Here is a 23,257-nt window from a genome sequence, read left to right on the forward strand (position 1 = left end):
GAGGCAATGATGACTATATGGTTCAAACAACGCTTTCATATCCTAACCGGATTAGCATCAATACTTATCACCATACAATTACTTGATACTTTAACCGATGGTGCATTAAGCCATTTCGGTATTATTCCCCGCTATGCCCAAGGGTTGATCGGTATCCCATTATCCCCTTTCCTGCATGGTAACTGGGAACATTTATTCAGTAATCTTCCCGCACTATTGGTATTAAGTGCGTTATTGATGACGCACTCCATTCGTTATTATGTGCTAGCCAGCCTGTTTATCATCTTTGTGGAAGGCATTCTGGTCTGGCTATTTGGCCGTACTGCCATTCATGTTGGTGCCAGCGGCTGGATTTTTGGCTTATGGGGGTTACTGATGGCTAACGCTTACTTCCTGAGAAGAGCCAAAGATTTCTTCTTTGCCATTCTGGTATTCATCTACTACGGAGGAATTGCCTTCGGTTTGTTACCATGGCAAGAAGATGTCTCAACCGAAGGACATATTTTTGGTGCCATCGCCGGGCTGGTTTTCTCTTGGCTGACCAAGAAGTGGCTCATCACTCATCGTTAGATTTAAGTTATTGAGAATGTCACATTATCCCCATTTTACATACTCATTAATAATAAACAGCCCGTTATGATGACGGGCTAACTCCTCTGATATTTCAGCTTATTCATGACTTCGTCGCTTCCAATAAATTCCGTTTCTTTAAAAATTACCTCCACCGTAATGCGACATCATCTACTGGCTGCCCCAGTACCTCTTTATCCTGTTTATAATCATGGGATACATACCAATTGGGACTGCGTCCCTGACGTGGAATGTGTTGTTCACTACGTTTCACATAACTGGATTGCAGGGCACCAAAAATATTTTCATCCATCAATACTTCACCTGATTGAGCTTGTGCTGTCACAACGGTAGCATTGCGGCGATCCATTTCATTTAATAAACGGCAAAGATACTCTGCTGACAAATCAACTTTCAGTGTCCAGGCATTATTGATATAGCCAAACAGATAAGCGAAATTAGGGATATCCTGTATCAGTGTCGCTTTGTAGCACATACGGGTCTGAGCCTGTTGTTTTTGACCATCAATGGAAAGTTGAATTCCCCCCATTATATTCATTTGCAATCCTGTAGCAGTTACGATGATATCGGCAGGTAATTCCTTTCCGGACTGTAACAATATACTGTTTTCTGTGATCTGTTTAATCTGGTCAGTCACAATATTCGCTTTACCTTCGCTCAATACCTTAAAAAAGTTACTGTCCGGAACAAAACATAACCTTTCATCCCACGGCATGTACTTTGGCGTAAGGTGTTTCATATTAAAATCAGGGCCAACTTTCCTTCTTGCTCGTCTCAGCAAAAAAGATTTCAACTGGTTAGGAAAATGCCGGCTTATTTTATATAACATGCTGAAAAATAATATATTTCTATTCCTGCTCAACGAGTAAATCCAGCGTTGTGGAATAATACCTTTTAGCAACTCTGCAATCTTATCTCTTCCCGGTATTGAAAAAATATAACTGGGTGAACGCTGTAGCATGGTGATATGTTTAGTCTCATCAGCCATTGCAGGCAACAAGGTGACTGCGGTTGCTCCACTTCCAATCACAACGACTCGCTTTCCTTTGTAATCCAATTCCTCAGGCCAATGTTGAGGATGAATGACAGGGCCTTTAAAATCATCAAGGCCAGGAAGCTGGGGTGAATAAGGTGTATCGTAGTTGTAATAACCTGTCGCCGAGATAAGGAAATGACAGGTAAATTGCCGGGTTTCCCCACTGGCTTCATCAATTGCAGTAACAACCCATCGGGAAGTTTTATTTGACCAGTCAGTTTGAGTGATTTTAAGCCCAAACTGGATTTTGTTTTTAATATCATACTGCTCTGTCACGTCATGGATATAATTTTTAATTGAAGGACCATCTGCAAAAATACTGGTCTCTGTCCAAGGACGGAATTTATAACCATAGCTCATCATATCTGAATCAGAACGAATTCCCGGATAACGGAATAAATCCCACGTTCCCCCTATTGTATTGCGACGCTCTAAGATCCCGAATTTTTTATTAGGACATTCTCTTGCCAAATGACAGGCCATACCAATGCCAGCAATGCCAGCGCCCATAATCAAAACATCATAATGATTATTCATGTTATCTCTCCCGAAAAAAGGTGTTTTAATCAGAATAGTATTCTGTGTAATATGTTATGTTATTTTTTATTTTCAGGAGTAACCATTTGCTTTTATGTTGGGGGAGTATCACTATATAAAGGAGCAAAATATAAATGAGTAAAGTAACAGTTCCATTAGACATTTAACACATGGAAATAACTCTTTGAATAATTACAAATTACTACCACCTTTAGTATCAATATTGCAGACGCTTAACCTAACTGAATCTGCAAAACAATTAGGTGTTACACAATCTGCAATGAGTAAAATACTAAATCAGCTTCGTGAAGATTTTCATGACAAGATTATTATAAGAGAATCAAATAAATTTATCCTTACCCAAAAAGGAGAAAAACTGAAAGCACAACTTTCGATTTTGATGCAGCAGATAGATAATTTATATGCATCAGAAACAATGGAACCAGCCCTTTGTGAAAGAACATTTACTTTCGCATCCAGCGACTATGTCGCCCAGGCTATTTTTCCTGCTATATTCTCAAATATTGAAATTGAAGCACCCAATGTAAGTATTGAATATAAATTATGGTACAAAGACAATATCAATGAATTTGCTGAACAAAACGTGGACTTAGTGACAACCATTGCCGATGCTATACCCGATAATTTATACGGAAAGGTGATGGCTGAAGACCAATTGGCTGTTGTATTTAGAAATTCTCACCCCCAGTTTGATAGTGATATGACGGTTAATGATTATATTAATGGCAGACATATACTTATTAGTGGAGGAGGAGACAAGAATAGCCCAGTTGATCATTCATTAGCAATAATCAACCTAAAGCGTAATATTTTCGCTACCGTACCTTTTTTTCAGGCTGCCATTGAATTATTGTTAAAAACAGACACCATGTTAACCATACCACTTCATATTGCTGCTGATTTTGCCCAACATCATGATTTACAGATAAGACCCTTACCGCTTGATGTTAAAGCACAAAAATACTATTTACTGTGGCATGCCAAGCACCACCAAGATCCGGAACATCAATGGTTCAGAGAAATTTGTTTTCCTCTACTCCAGACTCATCTGGACAGAACTATCAAACAGGGTATGAAATTAATTCATACTTATAAGTAGTTTTTTCATCTTTTATATAAATATTTTTTGATTTAATATAAAAAATATTCTTAATGTAATTATTAACTACATAATTTATCAAATTTTTATAATATTGGTAATCAATATGGCATCCATAGAAACACTCGTTACATTTATCAGTATTTCAACATTTTTATGTCTCTTGCCAGGCCCTGATAACATGTTAGTATTAAGTCAATCGGCAATAAATGGACGTAAATTTGGGATATCAATCACTATTGGCTTATGTATTGGATTAATAATACATACGATTTTAGTTTCATTAGGTATTTCAGCAATATTACGGGAAAATCCTGTAGCATTAGAAAGTATCAGAGTATTTGGAGTGTTTTATTTAAGTTATCTGGCTTGGGGTGCGTTCAAAGCGAAACCTGTTAGTCTTGAAAGTGAAATTAATAATTACAACAATAAAAATAAGATCATAAAAAAAGGATTAATGATGAACTTATCAAATCCAAAAATAATTATTTTCTTTTTGGCTTTTCTGCCTCAATTTGCTGCTAAAAATGGAAATACAACACCAATTCCACTCCAGCTATTATATTTAGGTTTAATATTTGTCGTTATTGCTTTTTTAGTCTTTACATCCATATCCTATTTATCTGGTTTTTTAAATAGAATCTTGTCGAATAAACCATCAATACAAGTCGTTTTAAATAAAATAACAAGTTTAATATTTATAGCGTTAGCGATTGATTTGGCGGTTAATCAGTTTTAGATGATGCGAAACAGCTTAATGTGCAGCCATCCGGCCGCACAGGAGAAATGAAGTTCTTTGACCACTGAGAAAAAATAGTAAAACTCTCAGAACAATGCCCTTATCTTGTCTTCTGTTTCAATATCGTGAATGCAATAAAGCAAATTACTGACATTCCGAAACAATAAGCTACCAGTGGCCAAGCGGTGTCGCTATCAAACACCAAAGTCATAAGCGTTCCCACTCCACCAACAATCAGACTTTGAATGCTGTAGTACAGCGCGACAGCAATGCCAGAAGCGTCGCTAAAATCCCGAAGCGCTCCATTCGCTGTAACCGAAACGACGAACACCATACCAAGCGCAATCAACCACATTGGCATCACGAAAGTAATAAACGATGGTTTCGAGAAAACAGCGCAAGTCGCTAAAACAATAGCTCCTGCCATCATGGTAAATAAGCCTCGCATGAAACTTCCCGAAATGTTCCAACGTAACACAAAAAATTTAACGAAACGCGCTACGACAATCATGACGATTGCAACCGTGGCAAACGCCGCACTGAACTCCATCTGAGAAAAACCAGCACGACTTACTAACACAAGGGGGGCTGTAGAGAAAAACACAAAAAATGACCCCATCGCAGTACTGAATCCAAGTGTGTAAACCCAAAAAGACTTGTTGGTCAAAATCGACACAGCAGCCAATCCGTGTGTATTTCGTTTAGGCGGCCGTGTCTCATGCCATTGGGGTAGCGCGCGACTAAATGCCAATAACCCCAACAAACCAAGAGTCACGAAGATCCCTTTCCAACCAAAAGCAAGCGCAATGGCCGAACCGAGAATAGGCCCGAGCGCAGGTACAAACGCCAGCATGGAACTGAATAGACCATAGATAACGCTACTTTCAGGCCTGTCGGCATAGACATCCCGAACAGTCGCAAAAGTCGCCACCAAAGCTGCTGATGCGCCCAATGCCTGTAAAATCCGCAACATGACAAACAAAATTCCACTGCTTGTCATGGCAAGGGAAAAGGACGCTATAGAAAAAAGCAGAACCCCACCTAATACCACGGGTCGGCGACCGATACGATCGGACAGAGGGCCAAAAATCATCTGCCCCAACCCGAGTAAAAGTATGTAAACGCTCAGCGTCAATTGGATCATAGCAGGTGAAGTATCAAGTGCTGCTGGCATAACCGGGATGACCGGCAAATACACATCCATTGCCAGTGAAGCGAGGAGATCAATAGGAACCATCAGCACAAGCGCTGACGATAAAGAGTAGCCCCAAACGGGCGTAGTTTTAGTAGACATGACAAAAATCCGCTCAGAAAGTGAGATCCGGCGGCAATCTGCCTATTCATGATTAACGAGAGGAGATCACCGCAACAACTGCTAATGAAAAACGTTGTTGCGGCTTAGCGAACTGTTCGTGGAGTGAGGCTCATATTTTTATCCTTATGATGTTATTTGATGGTTTATAGCCTATAAACTTCAAGTATAGAGAGTATATTTCCCGTTTTCCTTTTGACCCAAGGAAGAGTGCCTTCAATTTACTGACAAGGTGCTGATGTTTATCCGGCGCTCTGCTTTCTGCTTGAGTATATTAGACAATGAGGCGTACCTATTCTGTTAAAATCAAATACTATCTTGATATTTACCTATTTCCTGATTTAGGAATTCCAATCGTTGTACCAGTGTTTTTCTTCTTTCTATATGCTTGGCAAATATCTGATAGCGTGGAATAAATTCTGCCAGTGTGTTATTCACGCGATAAGCATCATACAGATCTTTCATTTCTCTGGCCGCTTTATCATAGGCACTGGCATGGCCTTGCTCACTGTATTTCTTCGCATTTTCCCAGTGAACTTCTCTTGAGGAAAAGACAGCATCAAGCCGCTTAATTGCTGCAAGCCACTCTTGTTCACGTCTTTGTTCTTCAGCTAATAGACGTTCACGAGCTATTTCTTCATTCGCAGCCTGCCAATAAGCATTAAGTAACGAGGGACTCAGCCAATATTTATAATCATTGTGAGTTAATGGCTGATAAATCAATGAGCGAGCCTGATTAGCCGTGAGTTGCCCTTGCTCAAACAAAGATTTCAATAGCAGATCCTTATCTGAGTCAGACAGACTGTTAATTTGTTCTTCTGCGGTCAGATGTGTAACCTTTGCGGTATGTGCCTGTGATGATTTAAGCAATTTATCCAAGGCATTATACGCTTCAGGAGGGATACCAAATAATTCTGCAAAGGCAGATTGAGCCTCAGATAATTGTTTAAAATTGAAATTAATCAGAGGCAGTTTATCCAATGTCTCGTCACCATCAAATGCGCTTTTCAGCCAAGGCAGATATAACAGACGATAATCTCCTTCCATCAGCTCAGAACGTAACTCAACTAAATGATCTAAATAATCTTTTGCATCGTCATCGTCCATATAGTAATCATTTTCTTCTACGGAAAAGATGAATAACAGATAGTTTTTCCCTTTCTCACAGATCACGGAATCTCCATCCTCAATGCTCATAAATGCCAAAGGAATCGTATCTGGTGGCACTTTCAGATAGCAAATAACCTGTCCCCAATCTGCATAATAGAACCCAACATCAAAGTACTGTGCCATTAATTCAGCGGGTTCAGCCTTTAAATCACTGTAGTTATAATGAACAGTAAAATGACTTGAACTGATTTCAGCCCGGCTGGAGATAGTCCTCAGCTCAGCTTTTTGCTTCGCAGACAACACACCATCAAGTCGTTTAAAATGATAATATTGATATTCACTCATGGTTAAATCGCTATAAATTTAGATTCACATAATATTATGATCATCCCACTAAATGACCAGCTGGTTTTTCCATAAAATTACTTTACGGCTGCCAATAAATCCTGAATCTTTAAAAACATGGGCGTTGTTCCATTGGATGCAGGCATTCCCAGCTCGACAAATCCAAGACGTGTGTAAAACGCAACAGCATCAGGATCGGCATCCAAAAATATTCCCTTAATCGGCATCACATGATGAACTTTGATGGCGTGATCTAAAAATTCCCGCATTAAAATATGACCATATCCTTGCTTTTGATGCTTGACTGATACACCCAGCATCACCAAACGAACAACGGAAAGGTCACTTGGCATTGAACCGCTTAACACCCCACTTAAACAAGATTTTGCCAGTGAATATCCAGTAAAGCTGCATACACCAAGTAACTCATCTGTTTGAGCATCAATTAAAACTTTAGCGACACAATTTCCGGTGGCGACATTGTTTTTAAGGCTGCTGCGGACATAACGATTAATAACATGATTGCCACAATCAAAGTTTTTTTGCCCCGGATAGGTCATATCACTCTGATAATTCACACAAATGTATTCAACCCTAATTTCATTTAATGGCTTTTCCATCTTTGTTCTTCCTCATCAAAGCACGTAAAGCAAGGGTTGGCGACACAGGTTCAGCAATCAGCATATTCAAAGTACACCAGTTTTCTGCATCTAACTCACGGCGCTTTTGGTTTTCCAGCACTTCTTCTGCCCGCTCAAAAGCGGCATTCAGGATAAAAGCACTTAAATCAACACCAGAAACCTGAGCCGCCTGACGCAAAGTTTCTTTTAGCTCAGTGCTGGTTTTTAACTCTACACGGGCATTTTTGACCTCTTTGTAAGGCTTTTTTACCGATATTGTTGCCATTTGGGTAACTCCGGTTTATTCCTGTTGGTATTTGTTTATTGTACTGATGTAGGTTAGCATTTGGTTGGATAATAAGCAAATAAGTACGGCTGATAGCCGTACTTATAAGATAAAGGCTTAATACCTGAATGTCGTCTATTTGCTGGTTTTAGCGCCGACTAATTGTCGGTTTTGGGCTGTTTGATATTTATTAATTTAGTGTATTTAAAATAAAAAAACATCAATCAGGTCATTACCTACTCTCACCAAAGGTTAAGAGCAACCGAAACACTAAGTTCATTATTTCACCGTTACTTGGCCGTTCATTAGCATTGGGAGAAGCCAGTCACGTAATTCAACAAGCTGTTGGTTTTCCTGCTCTAATTTGTCTTGTCGCGCAAAAATACAGGCGACTTTTTTCGTAAATTTATTAACCGCACTCTGTTCAGGAAGAACCACTTTGACAGTCTTCAACACGGTTCCCGATACTTCCTTAAATGTTGATCCGGATGAATACTGAATAATTGCCTTTAAGCTATTTTTAACAGAAAAATAGACAAATTCAGTTGAGTAACCTTTAGAAGGAATAAAGGACTTAAAACCCTGATTTGTAGTCACTTCATTTCGAGCAATAGCCATGTAGCCAATAGGCGCTCTAGAACTCAATAAAACCGTTCCAGAAGGATATTTCTTAAGCGATGCTGACTTAATTCCAGCCTCACTCACATCTGTTGCACCACGCGAGATAAACTTACTACCCTGATTTTCTGAAAGGTCATTAGGTGTGATCCAAGGAGTTCCTCTATTTGCAAAATTCTCAGACTGGATTGTTGATGGAGTGCTACCGCCAACGATCTGACCTAAGTCATCTAACGTGCCGTCTCCCCACCCCTCTGGTATCTCACGTTTCAGTATGGGATTGTAGACCATTTTACCGCCAGAGGTTTTATAGGGTTTGCCCTTGGTATCAGGGAAATCTAACTGTACAAACCAGTAGTCGTACAGAGTTTTTGCCATCGCTTCCAATTCAGAATTAATGCGGTTATTGAGTTCGATTTTCTTATCTATTTGATTTAAAAAATCATAAGTAGGCTTACGTTTTTCTCCATTGGGCAAACCTGAAATGATATTAAAAAGTCTCTGTTTATCAAATTCTCCTTGCCCTGTACTACCCTCCATAAAGGTTTGTAGTATCGATTCGATACTAAATAGAGAATATTCCAAGCAACCAGAAGTATAAAAATCATCAACTCGAACGATTAAAATATGTGAATCGACAATAACGGTATAACCCTTTGGTAACTCCTTTACAAAAGCGCATCTACCAGCAGTACCTTGACCAGTAGAATTAATTAAAATATCTCCTTCTTTCAGAGCCTTATCGTAATAAAATTTCTTATTCGGATCATGATATTGTGCAAAAGAAAAATCAATTTGATTATTTATAATGCACTTTTGATTAAGAACAATCACACTCGAATACTCTACATATCGGGGAGTTATTCCTTTACATGTAGATGATATTAACGATCTTAATTGGTAGAGATTATTCATACTGAATCCCTGCCAACTGCTGCTTGATTTCAATTTCCAAAGCTTGAGATTGAGCAAAAAGACTATCTAGATTGGTGGTAAGGCTCTGCATTTTCTCAGCAAACTGCTCTGGAGTAATATCCTCATATTCAATTTTAATATCGAAATACTGACCAGCACTTAAGCTATAATTTTTTGCTGCAATTTCGTCATAACCAACAGCTACAGAAAAATCTTCCTCTGTCCATTTGTTATTGAAAACATCAATAATTTGCTGTTCTTCCTCTGGCGTAAGAACAGTTTTCTGGTTCTTACCGTCTTTGACTTTTTCGCCCAAATTAGAAGCATCAATCAACACCACTTTGTCTTTATTGCTGGCATCAATAAACAGGATAGAGACGTTTGTACCAGTAGCCGCAAAGATATTGGATGGCATAGAAATCACTCCGGCCAGCATCTTGTTATCCACCAAATGCTGACGGATTTTCTTGTCAATACCAGACTGAGCAGTGATAAATCCTGTCGGTACTACCACTGCTGCTTTGCCATCAAGTTTTAGAGAGTAGATGATGTGTTGTAAGAACAATTGGTAAATTTCCGTTTTGTCCTTAGATGCAGCTTTAATCTTTGGAATTCCGGCAAAGAAACGCTCTTTATTTTCTTTGCTCTCCAAGTCGTTACGATAATCGCTAAAATCCGTCTTAAATGGCGGGTTGGAAACGATATAGTCAAATTGCTTTAACTCTTTACCATCTTTGTGGTACGGGTGCAGTACCGTATTCCCCTGAATAACATTGGGAATGGAGTGCACCAAATTATTCAGAATCAGGTTCAGACGCAGCAAGCTAGAAGATTTTTGTGAAATATCCTGCGCATAGATGCTGCAACGTTTTTCACCAATAGCATGAGCGATGTTCATTAACAAGGTACCTGAACCTGCCGATGGATCGTAAGCAGCTAACGTTACGAACAACACCCTGCTGTTCTTTCAGTACCAGAATAGCGGCCATAATCCGCGCCACAGCATGAGGGGTATAATACTCGGCATATTTGCCGCCAGAGTTACTGTTGTAGTCTTTGATCAAGTATTCAAAGATAGTAGCGTAGAAATCGAATTTTTGGGTAAAAATGCGCTCAAAGCTGAACTTCATCAACTGGTTGATGATAGCTCGGCAGAAGGTATCTCGTTTAGATTCATCGGCAATGTATTGGCTAATGCGGTCAAACAGCACCACTTTCGCACCACCGTCGGTTTTCACTGCAAACACATCGTTGTTATCGATAGCGATATCCATCAAGGTATCGTCAAACGTCTTGGAAAAATTATCCTCATTTTGGCGACTGGCCAGGTAGCTGATAAAGTGTATCGGCTTCAAACGTGCAGTATCACTCTCCATTTGGTTTTGCAACATTTTGAAGTCGTCTTTACTCATCAGAGACAATGCTTCTTCCCACTTTTCATCTTTAGCAAAGTTTTTCTTGATCCTTTTCGCCTCAAAAGCGAATTTATCATTCAAAAACTTGTACAAGAAAGCTTGGGTAATAATTTTAAATTCATTACCATCATTGCCCAGTCCATAGTTGGCACAAATGCTTTTTAGGCCATCAATAAGTTCCTTTGTTTTTTCTCTAAATTGAGTTCTACCACGTTCTGTTTCCTGCATTAAATTCTTTCAGATATTCATTAACAACTAAATTATTGATATATTGATAAATATTGTCATTCAGTTTAATTTGTTGCTCATTCATAAAGCGGTTGATCACCAGTGGCATCATCTGGCGAGCAAAATAGCTTTCGTTATTCAAAATCTGGCTGTTATTGAGTACTTGCTCATCGGCATCCTGTTTTACATTCATCAACGCAGCAAAAATCTTACGTTCAAATTCACTAATGTCACTTTTATCTTGCTGACGTTCTTGCAGGCGTTTATGAATACGGGTGTATTTAACGTCACCATGATACTTTTGACGCAGTTGGTTATTCTGACGGTTGAGTTCTTTAATGCGCTCATGAATTTTGTTCAGGGCGTTAATATTAGCCACCATATCATCCTGAGTCACTGCGCTTAAATTCTTTTTCTTAAACAGTCGCTCAATCTCTTCTTTCAAGCTGATAAACTTGGGATCTTGCTGATCAAAGTTATCGGCCAACGCTTCGCGGGTCTGGCGCAGAGTGTTTTTCAGTTTGTCAGCCATGACCAGCTCTTCTTCGCCAATTTTCACAAACTTGAAAATCACATCTTCCAACGCACGGTTTAGCAAGTTGCCGGTATCCGTACCTTGCTCCAGGTCCTGCTTGAGGTTAAGTAGCTCCAAATGGTTACGGGTTTCACGATAAAGTATATTCAGTCTGGCGAAATCCAGCTCATTAATAAAGCGGTATTCGCCTTGTAGACGAATAAGGTTATACAAACTTCTGGCGTCAGCCAGTGCTTTTTTCAGTGCCTGTACGGTTTCTCTGTCCTGAATCTGATTGATTTGATCACAGAACACTTCCATATTTTCAGTATCAAAACAGAACAACACATCTTTGATATTTTCAATTTCCTGCGTTATCTCTTCCTGAGATTTAAACAGGTGTGAGTAGTGTTCCATTTCGTCACCTAATTCTGATTGTAACTCTTCAAAATAGGCTTTGTTGGTTTCATCAAACTCTTTACGGATATCGGCAAAGTCCACGACATAGCCGTAGCGGAAGTCTTTATAGGTTCGGTTAACCCGAGTCAGTGCCTGCAACAGATTGTGTTTACGGATAATGCGCCCAAGGTATAGCTTTTTCAGACGGTTGGCATCAAAGCCGGTCAACAACATTTTGTAGACAAATAAGAAGTCAATTTTGCCGGCCTTGAAATCTTCCACCCAGTTTTTACGCTCTTCTTTAGTGCCGATATCATGAAGAATGAGCGCTGCACTTTTGACTTTTTGCGCCTGTTTGAGCGACTCACCATAAGCCGTTATCTGAGGTTCAGCCATTTCCAGTACGCGAACAGCTTCTTTTTTAGGTAGCAAAGGTTTTCCGCATTAAATATCTCAAACATCTGTTTAGCTTGCTCAGCGCTATCGCAGATAACCATGCCACCGATGCTGGCATCATTTAATGCACCACGGTTTTTCTCAAAGTCAGTAATAATGTAGTTGAGCATCGGCTCCACAAAACTTGGATGGGAATAAACCTCTTTGCGGTCTACATCACCCATTTTTATTTCAACTTCTTCCAATGCTTTTTGCAGCGTCATTTTGTAGTTGGTAGCAATTTCCTCACGGATCAGACGCAGCGTGTAACCATCGGCAATGGAGGAATTGTAATAGTATTTGTGGATATAATCGCCGAACAAGGCGCGGGAATTGTAATCGTCTCCCAATAGTGGTGTCCCTGTCAGACCAATTTTAATGGCATTCGTGTCTGACTGACTTAAATTTGCCAGAAAACTACCCCTAGGATTGTAGCTACGGTGCACTTCATCCAAGAAATAGACTCGCTGGAGCGCTACATTGTAGTCTTTGGTTGAAACTATATCAGGATCATCTTTAAATTTTTGTATATTAACGACGGTGATTTCTGGTTTACCAGAATGGTTGTGGATCGCCTGCATGGCTTTGATGTCAAGTGCAAAGTCCTCACGGGTATTGATGAGGTGTACCATCAGGCCACGAGCAGTAAACTCACTCTGTGCCTGTTGCAACAAATCCAGACGATCAACGATAAAGTAGAATTTTGGAATAATCTGCCGTTTTTGAAAATAATCCGTCAAAAATTGGACGTTATAGAACGCTAGTGCTGTTTTGCCACTACCTTGGGTATGCCAGATAATGCCTTTTTTAACCCCTTGGTTTAACTTTTGTTCAATCGCCTTAGTCGCAAACAGTTGCGGATAACGCATGATGTGCTTTTGTAGCCCATCCGTTTCAGACACATAAGCCAACGCGTAACGCAGAATAAAAGCGAGGCGCTCTTTGCTTAGCAAGGAAGTACAAATACGGTTGGTTGGGCGGTTTGGGTCTTTATTCGTCAGGAACTCTGGATTGTGGCGAATAACTTCAATGTTATTGTCTTTCAGTACGTTGATCTCGTCATCATCCGATAGAGGCTTAAGCAGTGCTGTAAGATTTAATATTTCCTCTTCACGGAAGTAATTAATATTGGCTCATGATATGAGCTACTGGCGTAGAATGCCCCCTGAATCGGTTCAAGATCACTATCGTCATACTCCATGTTGTTAGAAAAGATCATGAATTGGGTGATATTGGCAAACCGCTCAAACTTTGGGTTCTGAAAGCGTTTGTTGATACGATCACGCTCCACCAAGATGCCTTCACGATTGTTTGGTTTCTTCACTTCAATGAAGACCAATGGCATACCATTTATTAATAGTGTGATGTCTGGACGGAACTCCTCATCACCATTCTGGCAAGTTAACTCAGTGACAACATGGAAACTATTATTGTTAAGATTTTCAAAATCGAGCAGTTTGGTATTTGAGCGATCCATCAGGCGTTCAAAAAAAGCACGACCAAGATCGTCATTATCGAGTAGCAGCTTTACATCTTCGAGTAAACGACCGACTTCATCGTCTTCAATACCGTTGTTAATACGAGAAATCGCTTTGCTAAAGAGTTTAGTAAAGATATTTGTTGCTACATCCCTGGTTTGGTTCTTGAGCAACAGATAGTTATAACCTAATTTCATCAAGTGTAGGATAACGGGGATTTTTACACGGGAATCTTCGTTGAATTTCATTATATGCCTTTGATTATTTTAATTTTATAAGTAAGCGTCAGAAAAATCTCACCTGTCATTATTAAAAATTTCAACCAGTCTCCTAATATATTATAAATCCACATTTCAATATCTAATTAATTGAAAGATATAAAACAAAAAATTAACTTCTATTAGCAATAAGGCAGATTCAACTTTCAAGTTCAACACCGACTATTTGCTGGTTTAACATCCGTCTATTTGTATGTTTAAAACTCGACTAATTGCTGGTTTTAAAGTAAGCGTGGGGAACCACACTTGGCAAAGGGTCATTCGGTTTCATCCATTCTGATGATGGAAGAAGCGCGCATGAATCAATCCCGATTTAATCCAGCCGAGTGGCAGGACATTTTTGAACAACAGAAAATCTCTTCATTGACTGTCCGCCAGTTGTACCGTCAGGAAGCCCTGTTTAAACAGTATGGCATTGCCCTCAGCCGCCAGACCCAGAGTGACTGGATTTTAAAATCGGCTCAGTTTATTGAATAATGACAATAGATTAATGTAAATATGAAATAGAAGTTATGGAAATAAAAAGCCGTAATACAGAACTAGTTAGCTCAAATGATTACGGCTAATTAAAATACCACTGTAATAATCAGGAACGATATATAACAAAATAAAAACCACTATTGCCAATGGCACCTCTGCAAGCCTCATTAGCTCCAATTGGTACTTCAACAATATTTGGTTCACATTTTGAAACTAATACGAAAAATTTACCTTTGCAGGTATATTCTCCCTCATAGCCAACGGCATTGAAGGTTTTAGTATTAGTCAACGTGCTGAGTTTTTGAATATCTTTTATTACTTCTTTGAGTGCGATACGAACATTCCCATTTTGTTTTAATTCCAAAAGGTAGTAGCTGTTTTCCTCACCTGACCAAAGCCAAAAATCCGGCTTACATTTTCCAATATCTTGGGGCATACCATCCCATTCGATACTAAACTCTCGCCACCATTCCCCATTTTGTTCTGTCACATGATGGTACAAAAAATAAGCCAGTTCTATCTGAAACCAATTCTCCCAACCCGTTATATATTCAAGTTTAAATACATTAAAACGTTCAATAACATGTAATTGTTTGAAAAAATCGACTAATAGTCTTACTGGATCAAATTTGTTCTCTGTAAATTTGGATGCCATTTCTACAGATTCTGAGGCAATATCAAACACTTTTTATTTTCTCCATTTTATTATCGCGAATATCCTATATGTTGTGATGACTTTCTACTGTGGCTCTTTTTTTATGAAAAAATCCGGTCAGCTTGCGCATAACCGGATTTAAAAAGTACTCAGTTTTACTATATGTTTATATTAACAATGCACAATAAATATTATTCCACCGTCACCGACTTCGCCAAATTCCTCGGCTGATCCACATCTGTACCTTTGATCAATGCAACATGATAAGACAGCAATTGCAGGGGTACGGTATAGAAGATCGGTGCGATCAACTCTTCTACATGTGGCAGGGAGATGATCTTCATGTTTTCGCTGTTGGTAAAACCGGCATCCTGATCAGCGAAGACGTACAACAAACCGCCACGGGCACGGACTTCTTCAATGTTGGATTTCAGTTTTTCCAGCAGTTCGTTGTTTGGCGCAATGATGATCACCGGCATATCCGCATCGATCAGTGCCAGCGGGCCATGTTTCAGTTCACCGGCAGCGTAGGCTTCTGCGTGAATGTAGGAGATCTCTTTCAGTTTCAGCGCGCCTTCAACCGCGATCGGGTATTGATCGCCACGGCCAAGGAACAGGGCGTGATGTTTTTCAGAGAAATCTTCCGCCAATGCTTCAATCAGCTTGTCTTTAGACAACATGCTTTCAATGCGGCTTGGCAGGGCATGCAGGGCATGGACAATATCGTGTTCCAATGCTGTGTCAGCGTCTTTCAGGCGTCCCATATAGGCCACGAGCATCAGCAATACAGTTAGCTGAGTGGTAAAGGCTTTGGTAGAGGCAACACCGATTTCAGCGCCTGCTTTGGTCATCAGAGCAAATTCTGATTCACGAACCAGAGAGGAACCCGCTACGTTACAGATAGCCAACGAGGTCAGGTAGCCCAGTTCTTTGGATAAGCGCAGGGCAGCCAAGGTATCTGCCGTTTCACCGGACTGAGACAGGGTAATCAGCAGGCTGTTTTTACGGCGGGCAGGTTTGCGGTAACGGAATTCAGAGGCGATTTCCACGTCACATGGAATTCCCGCCAATGATTCAAACCAGTAGCGTGAAACCATTCCCGCATTATAAGAAGTACCACAAGCAACGATTTGGATATGCTCAACCTGGGACAGCAGTTCAGCAGCATTCGCGCCCAGTTCTGACAGATTTACCTGACCGTTGCTTAAACGGCCTTCCAGTGTGCTCTTGATAGCCATTGGTTGTTCGTAAATCTCTTTCTGCATGTAGTGACGATAAACACCTTTGTCACCTGCATCGTATTGAACGTTGGATTCAATCTGCTCACGTTCAACGGCTTCGCCGTTCACATCAAAGATGCGAACAGTGCGGCGGGTGATTTCTGCAATATCACCTTCTTCCAGATAGATAAAACGACGGGTGACCGGCAGTAACGCAAGTTGGTCAGATGCCAGGAAGTTTTCACCCATTCCCAGACCGATAACCAATGGGCTACCAGAACGAGCTGCCACCAGCACATCAGGGTTACGGCTATCCATAATTACTGTGCCGTAAGCACCACGCAATTGCGGGATAACTCGCTGAATCACTTCCAGCAGTGTTCCGCCTTGTTGTTGTTCCCAATGAACAAGGTGGGCAATGGTTTCTGTATCTGTATCAGAAGAAAAGATGTAACCACGCGCTTTTAACTCTTCGCGCAGTTCTTCGTGGTTTTCAATAATACCGTTATGCACAACCGCAATATGTTCAGAAACATGAGGATGGGCGTTACGTTCGTTTGGTTCACCGTGAGTTGCCCAACGGGTATGCGCAATCCCTGTGCCACCAATCACGGGTTGTTTATCTGCTTCATCCGCCAGCATCTGGACTTTGCCAACTTCACGCAGACGAGTCATACGGTTTTCGCTGTCAACGACAGCCATTCCCGCAGAATCATAACCACGGTACTCTAGGCGACGAAGACCTTCGATCAATATTTCTGCAATATCTCGTTGTGCACAAGCACCAACTATTCCACACATGGGTTTCATTCCTAAAAACAGGGCTATTAAACGCCCTTTTTATGTCGCACAACCTGATTGTTTTCCGGCTGTTTGCCGGTCCCCGAGCTTTGTAGAGATGGGGAGTATCCCCTTCATCTTTCAAGCAGCAGCTTTGTTGGCCTCATTCACCTGCCGCCTCGCTGTAACTTGAAATTTATTGGGAATTTTTTATAGGTATATCCTATTTATTTTTCTTAACCGGACGTTGCCAGTTTTTAATATGAGTTTGCTTCACTCGGCTGAGTGCCAGTTCATTTTCAGCAATATCTTTTGTGACAGTAGTTCCCGCACCAATTGTTGCCCCTTTAGCTATTGTCACAGGCGCAATAAGCTGAGTATCAGAGCCGACAAACACATCATCACCAATGATGGTTTTAAATTTATTAGCACCATCATAGTTGCAGGTAATGGTTCCTGCACCAATATTCACATTATCGCCAATCTCAGAATCACCAAGATAAGTCAGATGACCCGCTTTGGAACCTTTACCCAGAGACGATTTTTTCATTTCAACGAAGTTACCAACGTGAGCTTTTTCCGCCAGTTTAGTGCCCGGACGTAAACGTGCAAAAGGCCCGACTGTGCACTCTGTTGAAAGTTCAGAACCTTCGATGATAGTGTAAGGGCTTATTACCGCACCATCACCAATAACGCAGTTTTTCAGGATACAGCCAGAACCAATATGAACATGATCTCCCAGTGTGACATTGCCTTTGATAATCACATTGGTATCAATCACTACATCACGACCATGTTCTAATGTTCCACGCAGATCAAAACGAGCAGGATCTAATAACATAACCCCTGCCAGCAATAATTTTTCAGCTTGCTCAGACTGATAAATACGCTCCAGAGTAGAAAGTTGAAGACGATTGTTAACCCCTTCCATTTCACTTAAACGACTTGGGTGTACCGCCTTAATTTGACGACCTTCTTTATGTGCTAGCGCAATAACATCGGTAAGGTAATATTCACCCTGTGCGTTGTTGTTTTCCAATTTGGATAACCAACGTTTCAAATCACCGCCATTTGCAACCAAAATACCCGTGTTGATTTCGTTGATTTTACGCTGTTCTTCCGTCGCATCTTTCTGTTCGATAATACCTGTAACTTCATCATTTGCACGGATGATACGACCATATCCCGTTGGATTGTCTAAAATAGCGGTCAATAAACCGATTCCACCTTCTGGTTTTGCCTCGATTAAGCGTTCTAAAGTATCTTTGGCAATCAAAGGGACATCACCGTAAAGGATCAGAATATCTTCATCATCTGCAAAATGAGGAGCTGCCTGCTGCATGGCATGGCCAGTACCAAGCTGTTCAGCTTGCAATACCCAGTTCAAATTTTGGTTGGAGAGTGTGTGTTTCATCAGATCACCGCCATGCCCGTAAACCAAATGAACATTTTGAGAACCCAATTCCATTGCGGTGTCAATGACATGCTGCACCATTGGCTTGCCAGCCAACAAATGCAAAACTTTGGGAAGATCAGAATACATGCGAGTTCCCTTGCCTGCGGCAAGGATCACGACACTTTTAGTGTTGGCACCGTTTGAAATAATAGACATAAGAAACCTGACAATTCCAATTTTAAGTATGAAAGTAAACCTGTTTGCGAAATAAATTGCCACATATTTCGCAATGCAAAAAAGCCAGTTAGCTTTCACCAACTGGCTTTTTATTTCACTGCCTACCCTTCTTTCAAGTTGCTATTCAGTTGAATGCAATTAGAAATCTATCGGGTACTGATTACATCAATTTCTTTGTCAGCTCGATAACGCGAAGTTTCGCGATCGCTTTTGACAATTCAGCAGATGCCTGAGCATAATCAACATCGCCGTGAGATCTACGGATATGTTCTTCCGCCTTGCGCTTAGATTCAAGCACCTTAGCTTCGTCCAAATCCTTACCACGGATCGCTGTATCGGCCAGTACGATAACGCCGTTTGGCTGAACTTCAAGAATTCCACCAGACAGGTAGATAAACTCTTCTTCACCAAACTGCTTAACAATACGTATCATGCCCGGTTTTATGGCAGTAAGCAGTGGTGTGTGTTGAGGATAAATCCCCAGCTCACCTTCACTGCCTGTCACCTGAATTTTCTGTACCAGCCCTTCAAACATAAGTTTTTCAGCACTGACTACGTTCAGGGAGAACGTCATTGCAGCCATATCAACCTCCCGTCAGCCGTATTAAAGCGCCTTCGCTTTTTCCACAGCTTCTTCGATGCTACCAACCATGTAGAACGCCTGCTCTGGCAGATGGTCATAATCACCATTCAGGATACCTTTGAAGCCACGGATAGTGTCCTTCAGAGAAACGAATTTACCTGGTGAACCGGTGAAGACTTCTGCAACGAAGAATGGCTGAGACAAGAAGCGCTGGATCTTACGGGCACGTGCCACAACCAGTTTGTCGTCTTCAGACAGCTCGTCCATACCGAGAATAGCGATGATGTCTTTCAGTTCCTGATAACGCTGTAGGATAGACTGAACACCACGAGCCACATCATAGTGCTCCTGGCCAACAACCAGTGGATCAAGCTGACGACTGGTTGAATCCAGTGGATCAACCGCAGGGTAAATACCCAGAGATGCTATCTGACGACTCAATACGACGGTTGCATCCAAGTGAGCAAAGGTTGTCGCTGGTGATGGGTCAGTCAAGTCATCCGCAGGAACGTAAACTGCCTGTACGGAGGTGATGGAGCCAGTTTTGGTAGAGGTGATGCGCTCTTGCAGAATACCCATCTCTTCTGCCAGTGTTGGCTGATAACCTACCGCAGATGGCATACGACCCAACAGTGCAGATACTTCTGTCCCTGCCAGGGTATAACGGTAAATGTTGTCAACGAACAGCAGAACGTCACGGCCTTCATCGCGGAATTTTTCCGCCATGGTCAAACCGGTCAATGCAACACGCAGACGGTTTCCTGGTGGCTCATTCATCTGACCGTATACCAGAGATACTTTGTCCAGTACATTTGAGTCCGTCATTTCATGATAGAAGTCATTACCTTCACGGGTACGCTCACCAACACCAGCAAATACAGAGTAACCTGAGTGCTCGATCGCGATGTTACGGATAAGCTCCATCATGTTAACGGTTTTACCTACACCCGCACCACCGAACAGACCAACTTTACCACCCTTAGCAAATGGGCAGATCAAGTCCATTACTTTGATACCAGTTTCCAGTAATTCCTGAGAGTTGGATAACTCTTCATAGGTTGGTGCCGTACGGTGAATTGACCAGCGCTCTTCTTCGCCAATCTCACCTTTCATGTCAATTGGATCGCCCAATACGTTCATGATACGGCCCAGTGTTGCTTTACCCACTGGAACTTCGATTGGGTGCCCTAAATCAGTCACGTCCAAATTACGGCGCAGGCCATCGGAGGTACCCATTGCAATACAACGCACAATACCACCACCTAACTGCTGCTGAACTTCCAGCACCAGTTTTTCTTCACCGTTTTTAACCTCAAGGGCATCGTATACTTTTGGTACGCTGTCCTGAGGGAATTCGACGTCCACTACGGCGCCGATTACCTGGATAATCTTTCCAGTAGCCATCTTGAATCCTCTACGTAATTCGTAAACCTAGCTGTTAAACCGCAGAAGCACCCGAAACGATTTCGGTGAGTTCCTGAGTGATGCTGGCCTGACGAGCCTTGTTGTAAACCAACTGCAACTCTTTGATCAGGTTGCCACCGTTATCGGTCGCGGCTTTCATCGCTACCATTCGTGCGGCCTGTTCACTAGCCAGGTTTTCAACGACGCCCTGATAAACTTGTGATTCTATATAGCGGCGCAGCAGGGTATCCAACAGCGCTTTAGGATCAGGTTCATACAGATAATCCCAGGACTTCTTCTTCAGTGTTTCATCGTCTCCGGCTGGCAGAGGCAATAACTGAGTAATCGTCGGAACCTGAGACATAGTATTAATGAACTTGTTTGTCACTATATACAGTTTATCCAGACGTCCTTCATCATATGCTTGCATCATGACGTGGACTGGCCCGATCAGTTCGGACAATGATGGGTTATCTCCCATCCCTGTTACTTGGGTAACAATGTTACCGCCAACAGAAGAAAAGAAAGAAACCGCTTTTGATCCAACAAGCGCCAAATCAACCTGGACGTTTTTATCAGACCAGTCTTTCATTTCTATCAGCAATTTTTTGAACAAGTTAATGTTCAAACCGCCACATAAACCACGGTCAGTCGAAACAACCACGTACCCAACACGCTTCACTTCGCGCTCTTCAAGGTATGGATGTTTGTATTCCAGATTACCCAATGCAAGGTGCCCAATCACACTGCGAATGGTCTCTGCGTAAGGACGGCTAGCCGCCATGCGATCCTGCGTTTTACGCATTTTGGAGGCGGCGACCATTTCCATCGCTTTAGTGATTTTTTGCGTGTTTTGCACACTGGCGATTTTGGTACGTATCTCTTTTGCGCCGGCCATTTCTGCTTCTCCGAATTCAACCAGACGGCCCGAGTTATTTTAATTAAATAAAATCAAACTGGGCCGAATAGTGTTACCAGGACTGAGTCGCCTTGAAGGATTCCAACAGAGCTTTCAGCTTCGCTTCGATCTCTCCGTTGTAATCACCAGACTGGTCAATCTCTTTCAGAAGATCAGAATGTTCACGGCTAGCATATGACAACAGAGCAGCTTCGAAACTGACCACTTTCGCGATTTCGATATCTTCCAGATAACCACGCTCAGCAGCGAACAAAGACAGAGCCTGCTGTGCAATAGACATCGGCTGATACTGTTTCTGTTTCAACAGCTCAGTTACTTTCTGACCATGATCCAATTGCTTACGAGTTGCATCATCCAGATCAGAAGCAAACTGGGAGAATGCAGCCAGTTCACGATACTGAGCCAGAGCGGTACGGATACCACCAGACAGTTTCTTGATGATCTTAGTCTGAGCAGCACCACCTACACGGGATACAGAAATCCCTGGGTTAACCGCTGGACGGATACCTGCGTTGAACAGAGAAGATTCCAGGAAGATTTGACCATCAGTGATGGAGATAACGTTTGTTGGTACGAACGCAGAAACGTCACCCGCCTGAGTTTCAATGATTGGCAGTGCAGTCAGTGAACCCGTCTGGCCTTTCACTTCACCATTGGTGAATTTTTCAACGTATTCAGAGTTAACTCGCGCTGCACGCTCCAGCAGACGGGAGTGCAGATAGAAAACATCACCAGGGAATGCTTCGCGTCCAGGTGGACGACGCAGCAACAAAGAAATCTGACGGTACGCAACAGCCTGCTTAGACAGGTCATCGTAAACAATCAGTGCATCTTCACCGCGATCGCGGAAGTATTCACCCATCGCACAGCCAGAGTATGGTGCCAAATATTGCAGGGCCGCGGATTCTGATGCGGACGCAACAACAACGATGGTGTTTTCCAGTGCATTGTGCTCTTCCAGTTTACGAACTACGTTAGAGATGGTAGAGGCTTTCTGACCAATCGCAACATAGATACATTTGATACCAGAATTACGCTGGTTGATGATCGCATCGATAGCCAGCGCGGTTTTACCGGTCTGACGGTCACCGATTACCAGCTCACGCTGGCCACGGCCGATCGGGATCATGGCATCAACGGATTTGTAACCTGTCTGAACAGGCTGGTCAACGGATTGACGATCGATAACACCCGGCGCAATCACTTCAACAGGTGAGAAGCCATCATGTTCAAGAGCGCCTTTACCATCAATTGGTTCACCCAGTGTGTTAACAACACGACCCAGCAGACCACGACCAACAGGTACTTCCAAAATTCGGCCAGTACATTTGACTTTCATGCCTTCGGCCAAGTCAGCATACGGACCCATCACAACCGCACCTACAGAGTCACGCTCCAAGTTCAGTGCAATTGCATAACGGTTGCCAGGCAGAGAGATCATCTCACCCTGCATGACATCAGCTAAACCGTGGACACGAATGATACCGTCGTTAACGGAAACAATCGTTCCTTCATTGTGAGCTTCGCTCACGACATTGAACTGAGCAATACGCTGTTTGATCAGTTCGCTGATTTCGGTGGAATTCAGTTGCATATGCTCCAGTCCC

The 23,257-nt window shown here is 41.9% G+C and carries 19 protein-coding genes and 1 pseudogene; 4 read left to right on the forward strand and 16 right to left on the reverse strand.

Annotation, left to right across the window (positions count from 1 at the left end; genetic code table 11):
- Positions 1 to 9: 9 nt before the first annotated feature.
- Positions 10 to 570, forward strand: coding sequence for a rhomboid family intramembrane serine protease (locus tag AC5JQI_RS00060; RefSeq protein ID WP_422109109.1), 561 nt, complete (start codon positions 10 to 12; stop codon positions 568 to 570).
- A 145-nt stretch (positions 571 to 715) separates the two neighbouring features.
- Here the strand turns inward: AC5JQI_RS00060 and AC5JQI_RS00065 are convergent, their stop codons facing one another.
- A complete protein-coding gene (locus AC5JQI_RS00065) occupies positions 716 to 2,164 on the reverse strand; it encodes a flavin-containing monooxygenase (RefSeq protein WP_493913295.1) in 1,449 nt (482 codons plus the stop codon).
- Positions 2,165 to 2,348: 184 nt separating this feature from the next.
- Between AC5JQI_RS00065 and AC5JQI_RS00070 the strand changes: the two genes are divergently transcribed.
- Both AC5JQI_RS00070 and AC5JQI_RS00075 read left to right on the forward strand, forming a co-directional pair.
- Positions 2,349 to 3,284 carry a LysR family transcriptional regulator gene (locus AC5JQI_RS00070; RefSeq protein ID WP_493913296.1) on the forward strand — a complete coding sequence of 312 codons (936 nt, stop codon included), beginning with the start codon at positions 2,349 to 2,351 and terminating at the stop codon, positions 3,282 to 3,284.
- Between the two features lie 106 nt (positions 3,285 to 3,390).
- On the forward strand, positions 3,391 to 4,023 hold the full coding sequence (locus tag AC5JQI_RS00075; protein WP_493913297.1) for a LysE family translocator: 633 nt from the start codon (positions 3,391 to 3,393) through the stop codon (positions 4,021 to 4,023).
- A 100-nt stretch (positions 4,024 to 4,123) separates the two neighbouring features.
- Here the strand turns inward: AC5JQI_RS00075 and cml are convergent, their stop codons facing one another.
- From cml to AC5JQI_RS00115, 8 genes and pseudogenes are all read right to left on the reverse strand, one after another.
- Complete coding sequence (gene cml / locus AC5JQI_RS00080; protein WP_493913298.1) at positions 4,124 to 5,317, reverse strand: CmlA/FloR family chloramphenicol efflux MFS transporter; 1,194 nt, start codon at positions 5,315 to 5,317, stop codon at positions 4,124 to 4,126.
- 324 nt (positions 5,318 to 5,641) lie between these two features.
- Positions 5,642 to 6,790 (reverse strand): hypothetical protein, encoded by a 1,149-nt coding sequence (locus tag AC5JQI_RS00085; RefSeq protein WP_493913299.1) that lies wholly within the window; start codon positions 6,788 to 6,790, stop codon positions 5,642 to 5,644.
- Positions 6,791 to 6,867: 77 nt separating this feature from the next.
- Complete coding sequence (locus tag AC5JQI_RS00090; protein WP_493913300.1) at positions 6,868 to 7,410, reverse strand: GNAT family N-acetyltransferase; 543 nt, start codon at positions 7,408 to 7,410, stop codon at positions 6,868 to 6,870.
- A complete protein-coding gene (locus tag AC5JQI_RS00095; RefSeq protein ID WP_493913301.1) occupies positions 7,391 to 7,696 on the reverse strand; it encodes a type II toxin-antitoxin system TacA family antitoxin in 306 nt (101 codons plus the stop codon). Before AC5JQI_RS00095 ends, AC5JQI_RS00090 begins: the two co-directional genes overlap by 20 nt.
- Before the next feature lie 279 nt (positions 7,697 to 7,975).
- Positions 7,976 to 9,229, reverse strand: coding sequence for a restriction endonuclease subunit S (locus AC5JQI_RS00100; protein ID WP_493913302.1), 1,254 nt, complete (start codon positions 9,227 to 9,229; stop codon positions 7,976 to 7,978).
- A complete protein-coding gene (locus tag AC5JQI_RS00105) occupies positions 9,222 to 10,127 on the reverse strand; it encodes an HsdM family class I SAM-dependent methyltransferase (RefSeq protein WP_493913303.1) in 906 nt (301 codons plus the stop codon). Before AC5JQI_RS00105 ends, AC5JQI_RS00100 begins: the two co-directional genes overlap by 8 nt.
- Entirely contained in the window at positions 10,102 to 10,872 is a 771-nt protein-coding gene (locus AC5JQI_RS00110; RefSeq protein ID WP_493913304.1) for an N-6 DNA methylase, read from the reverse strand. The genes AC5JQI_RS00105 and AC5JQI_RS00110 overlap by 26 nt, the downstream gene beginning before the upstream one ends.
- Positions 10,850 to 13,946: pseudogene (locus AC5JQI_RS00115) on the reverse strand (type I restriction endonuclease subunit R). The gene AC5JQI_RS00110 and the pseudogene AC5JQI_RS00115 overlap by 23 nt, the downstream one beginning before the upstream one ends.
- Before the next feature lie 276 nt (positions 13,947 to 14,222).
- Between AC5JQI_RS00115 and AC5JQI_RS00120 the strand changes: the two are divergent.
- Entirely contained in the window at positions 14,223 to 14,453 is a 231-nt protein-coding gene (locus AC5JQI_RS00120) for a hypothetical protein (protein ID WP_493914737.1), read from the forward strand.
- Positions 14,454 to 14,562: 109 nt separating this feature from the next.
- On the opposite strand, the gene AC5JQI_RS00125 is transcribed toward AC5JQI_RS00120, so the two are convergent.
- The 7 genes from AC5JQI_RS00125 to atpA form a co-directional block, all read right to left on the reverse strand.
- On the reverse strand, positions 14,563 to 15,141 hold the full coding sequence (locus AC5JQI_RS00125) for a hypothetical protein (protein ID WP_493913305.1): 579 nt from the start codon (positions 15,139 to 15,141) through the stop codon (positions 14,563 to 14,565).
- Positions 15,142 to 15,302: 161 nt separating this feature from the next.
- Complete coding sequence (gene glmS, locus AC5JQI_RS00130; RefSeq protein WP_493913306.1) at positions 15,303 to 17,132, reverse strand: glutamine--fructose-6-phosphate transaminase (isomerizing); 1,830 nt, start codon at positions 17,130 to 17,132, stop codon at positions 15,303 to 15,305.
- Positions 17,133 to 17,334: 202 nt separating this feature from the next.
- On the reverse strand, positions 17,335 to 18,723 hold the full coding sequence (gene glmU / locus AC5JQI_RS00135; RefSeq protein ID WP_493913307.1) for a bifunctional UDP-N-acetylglucosamine diphosphorylase/glucosamine-1-phosphate N-acetyltransferase GlmU: 1,389 nt from the start codon (positions 18,721 to 18,723) through the stop codon (positions 17,335 to 17,337).
- Positions 18,724 to 18,904: 181 nt separating this feature from the next.
- Complete coding sequence (locus tag AC5JQI_RS00140; protein ID WP_237386038.1) at positions 18,905 to 19,327, reverse strand: F0F1 ATP synthase subunit epsilon; 423 nt, start codon at positions 19,325 to 19,327, stop codon at positions 18,905 to 18,907.
- A 21-nt stretch (positions 19,328 to 19,348) separates the two neighbouring features.
- Positions 19,349 to 20,731, reverse strand: coding sequence for a F0F1 ATP synthase subunit beta (gene atpD / locus AC5JQI_RS00145; protein WP_237386039.1), 1,383 nt, complete (start codon positions 20,729 to 20,731; stop codon positions 19,349 to 19,351).
- 34 nt (positions 20,732 to 20,765) lie between these two features.
- Positions 20,766 to 21,629 (reverse strand): F0F1 ATP synthase subunit gamma, encoded by an 864-nt coding sequence (atpG, locus tag AC5JQI_RS00150; RefSeq protein ID WP_237386040.1) that lies wholly within the window; start codon positions 21,627 to 21,629, stop codon positions 20,766 to 20,768.
- Positions 21,630 to 21,702: 73 nt separating this feature from the next.
- On the reverse strand, positions 21,703 to 23,244 hold the full coding sequence (atpA, locus tag AC5JQI_RS00155; RefSeq protein WP_493913308.1) for a F0F1 ATP synthase subunit alpha: 1,542 nt from the start codon (positions 23,242 to 23,244) through the stop codon (positions 21,703 to 21,705).
- Positions 23,245 to 23,257 lie beyond the last annotated feature (13 nt).

The sequence above is a fragment of the Xenorhabdus sp. XBWT genome, from assembly GCF_059072735.1.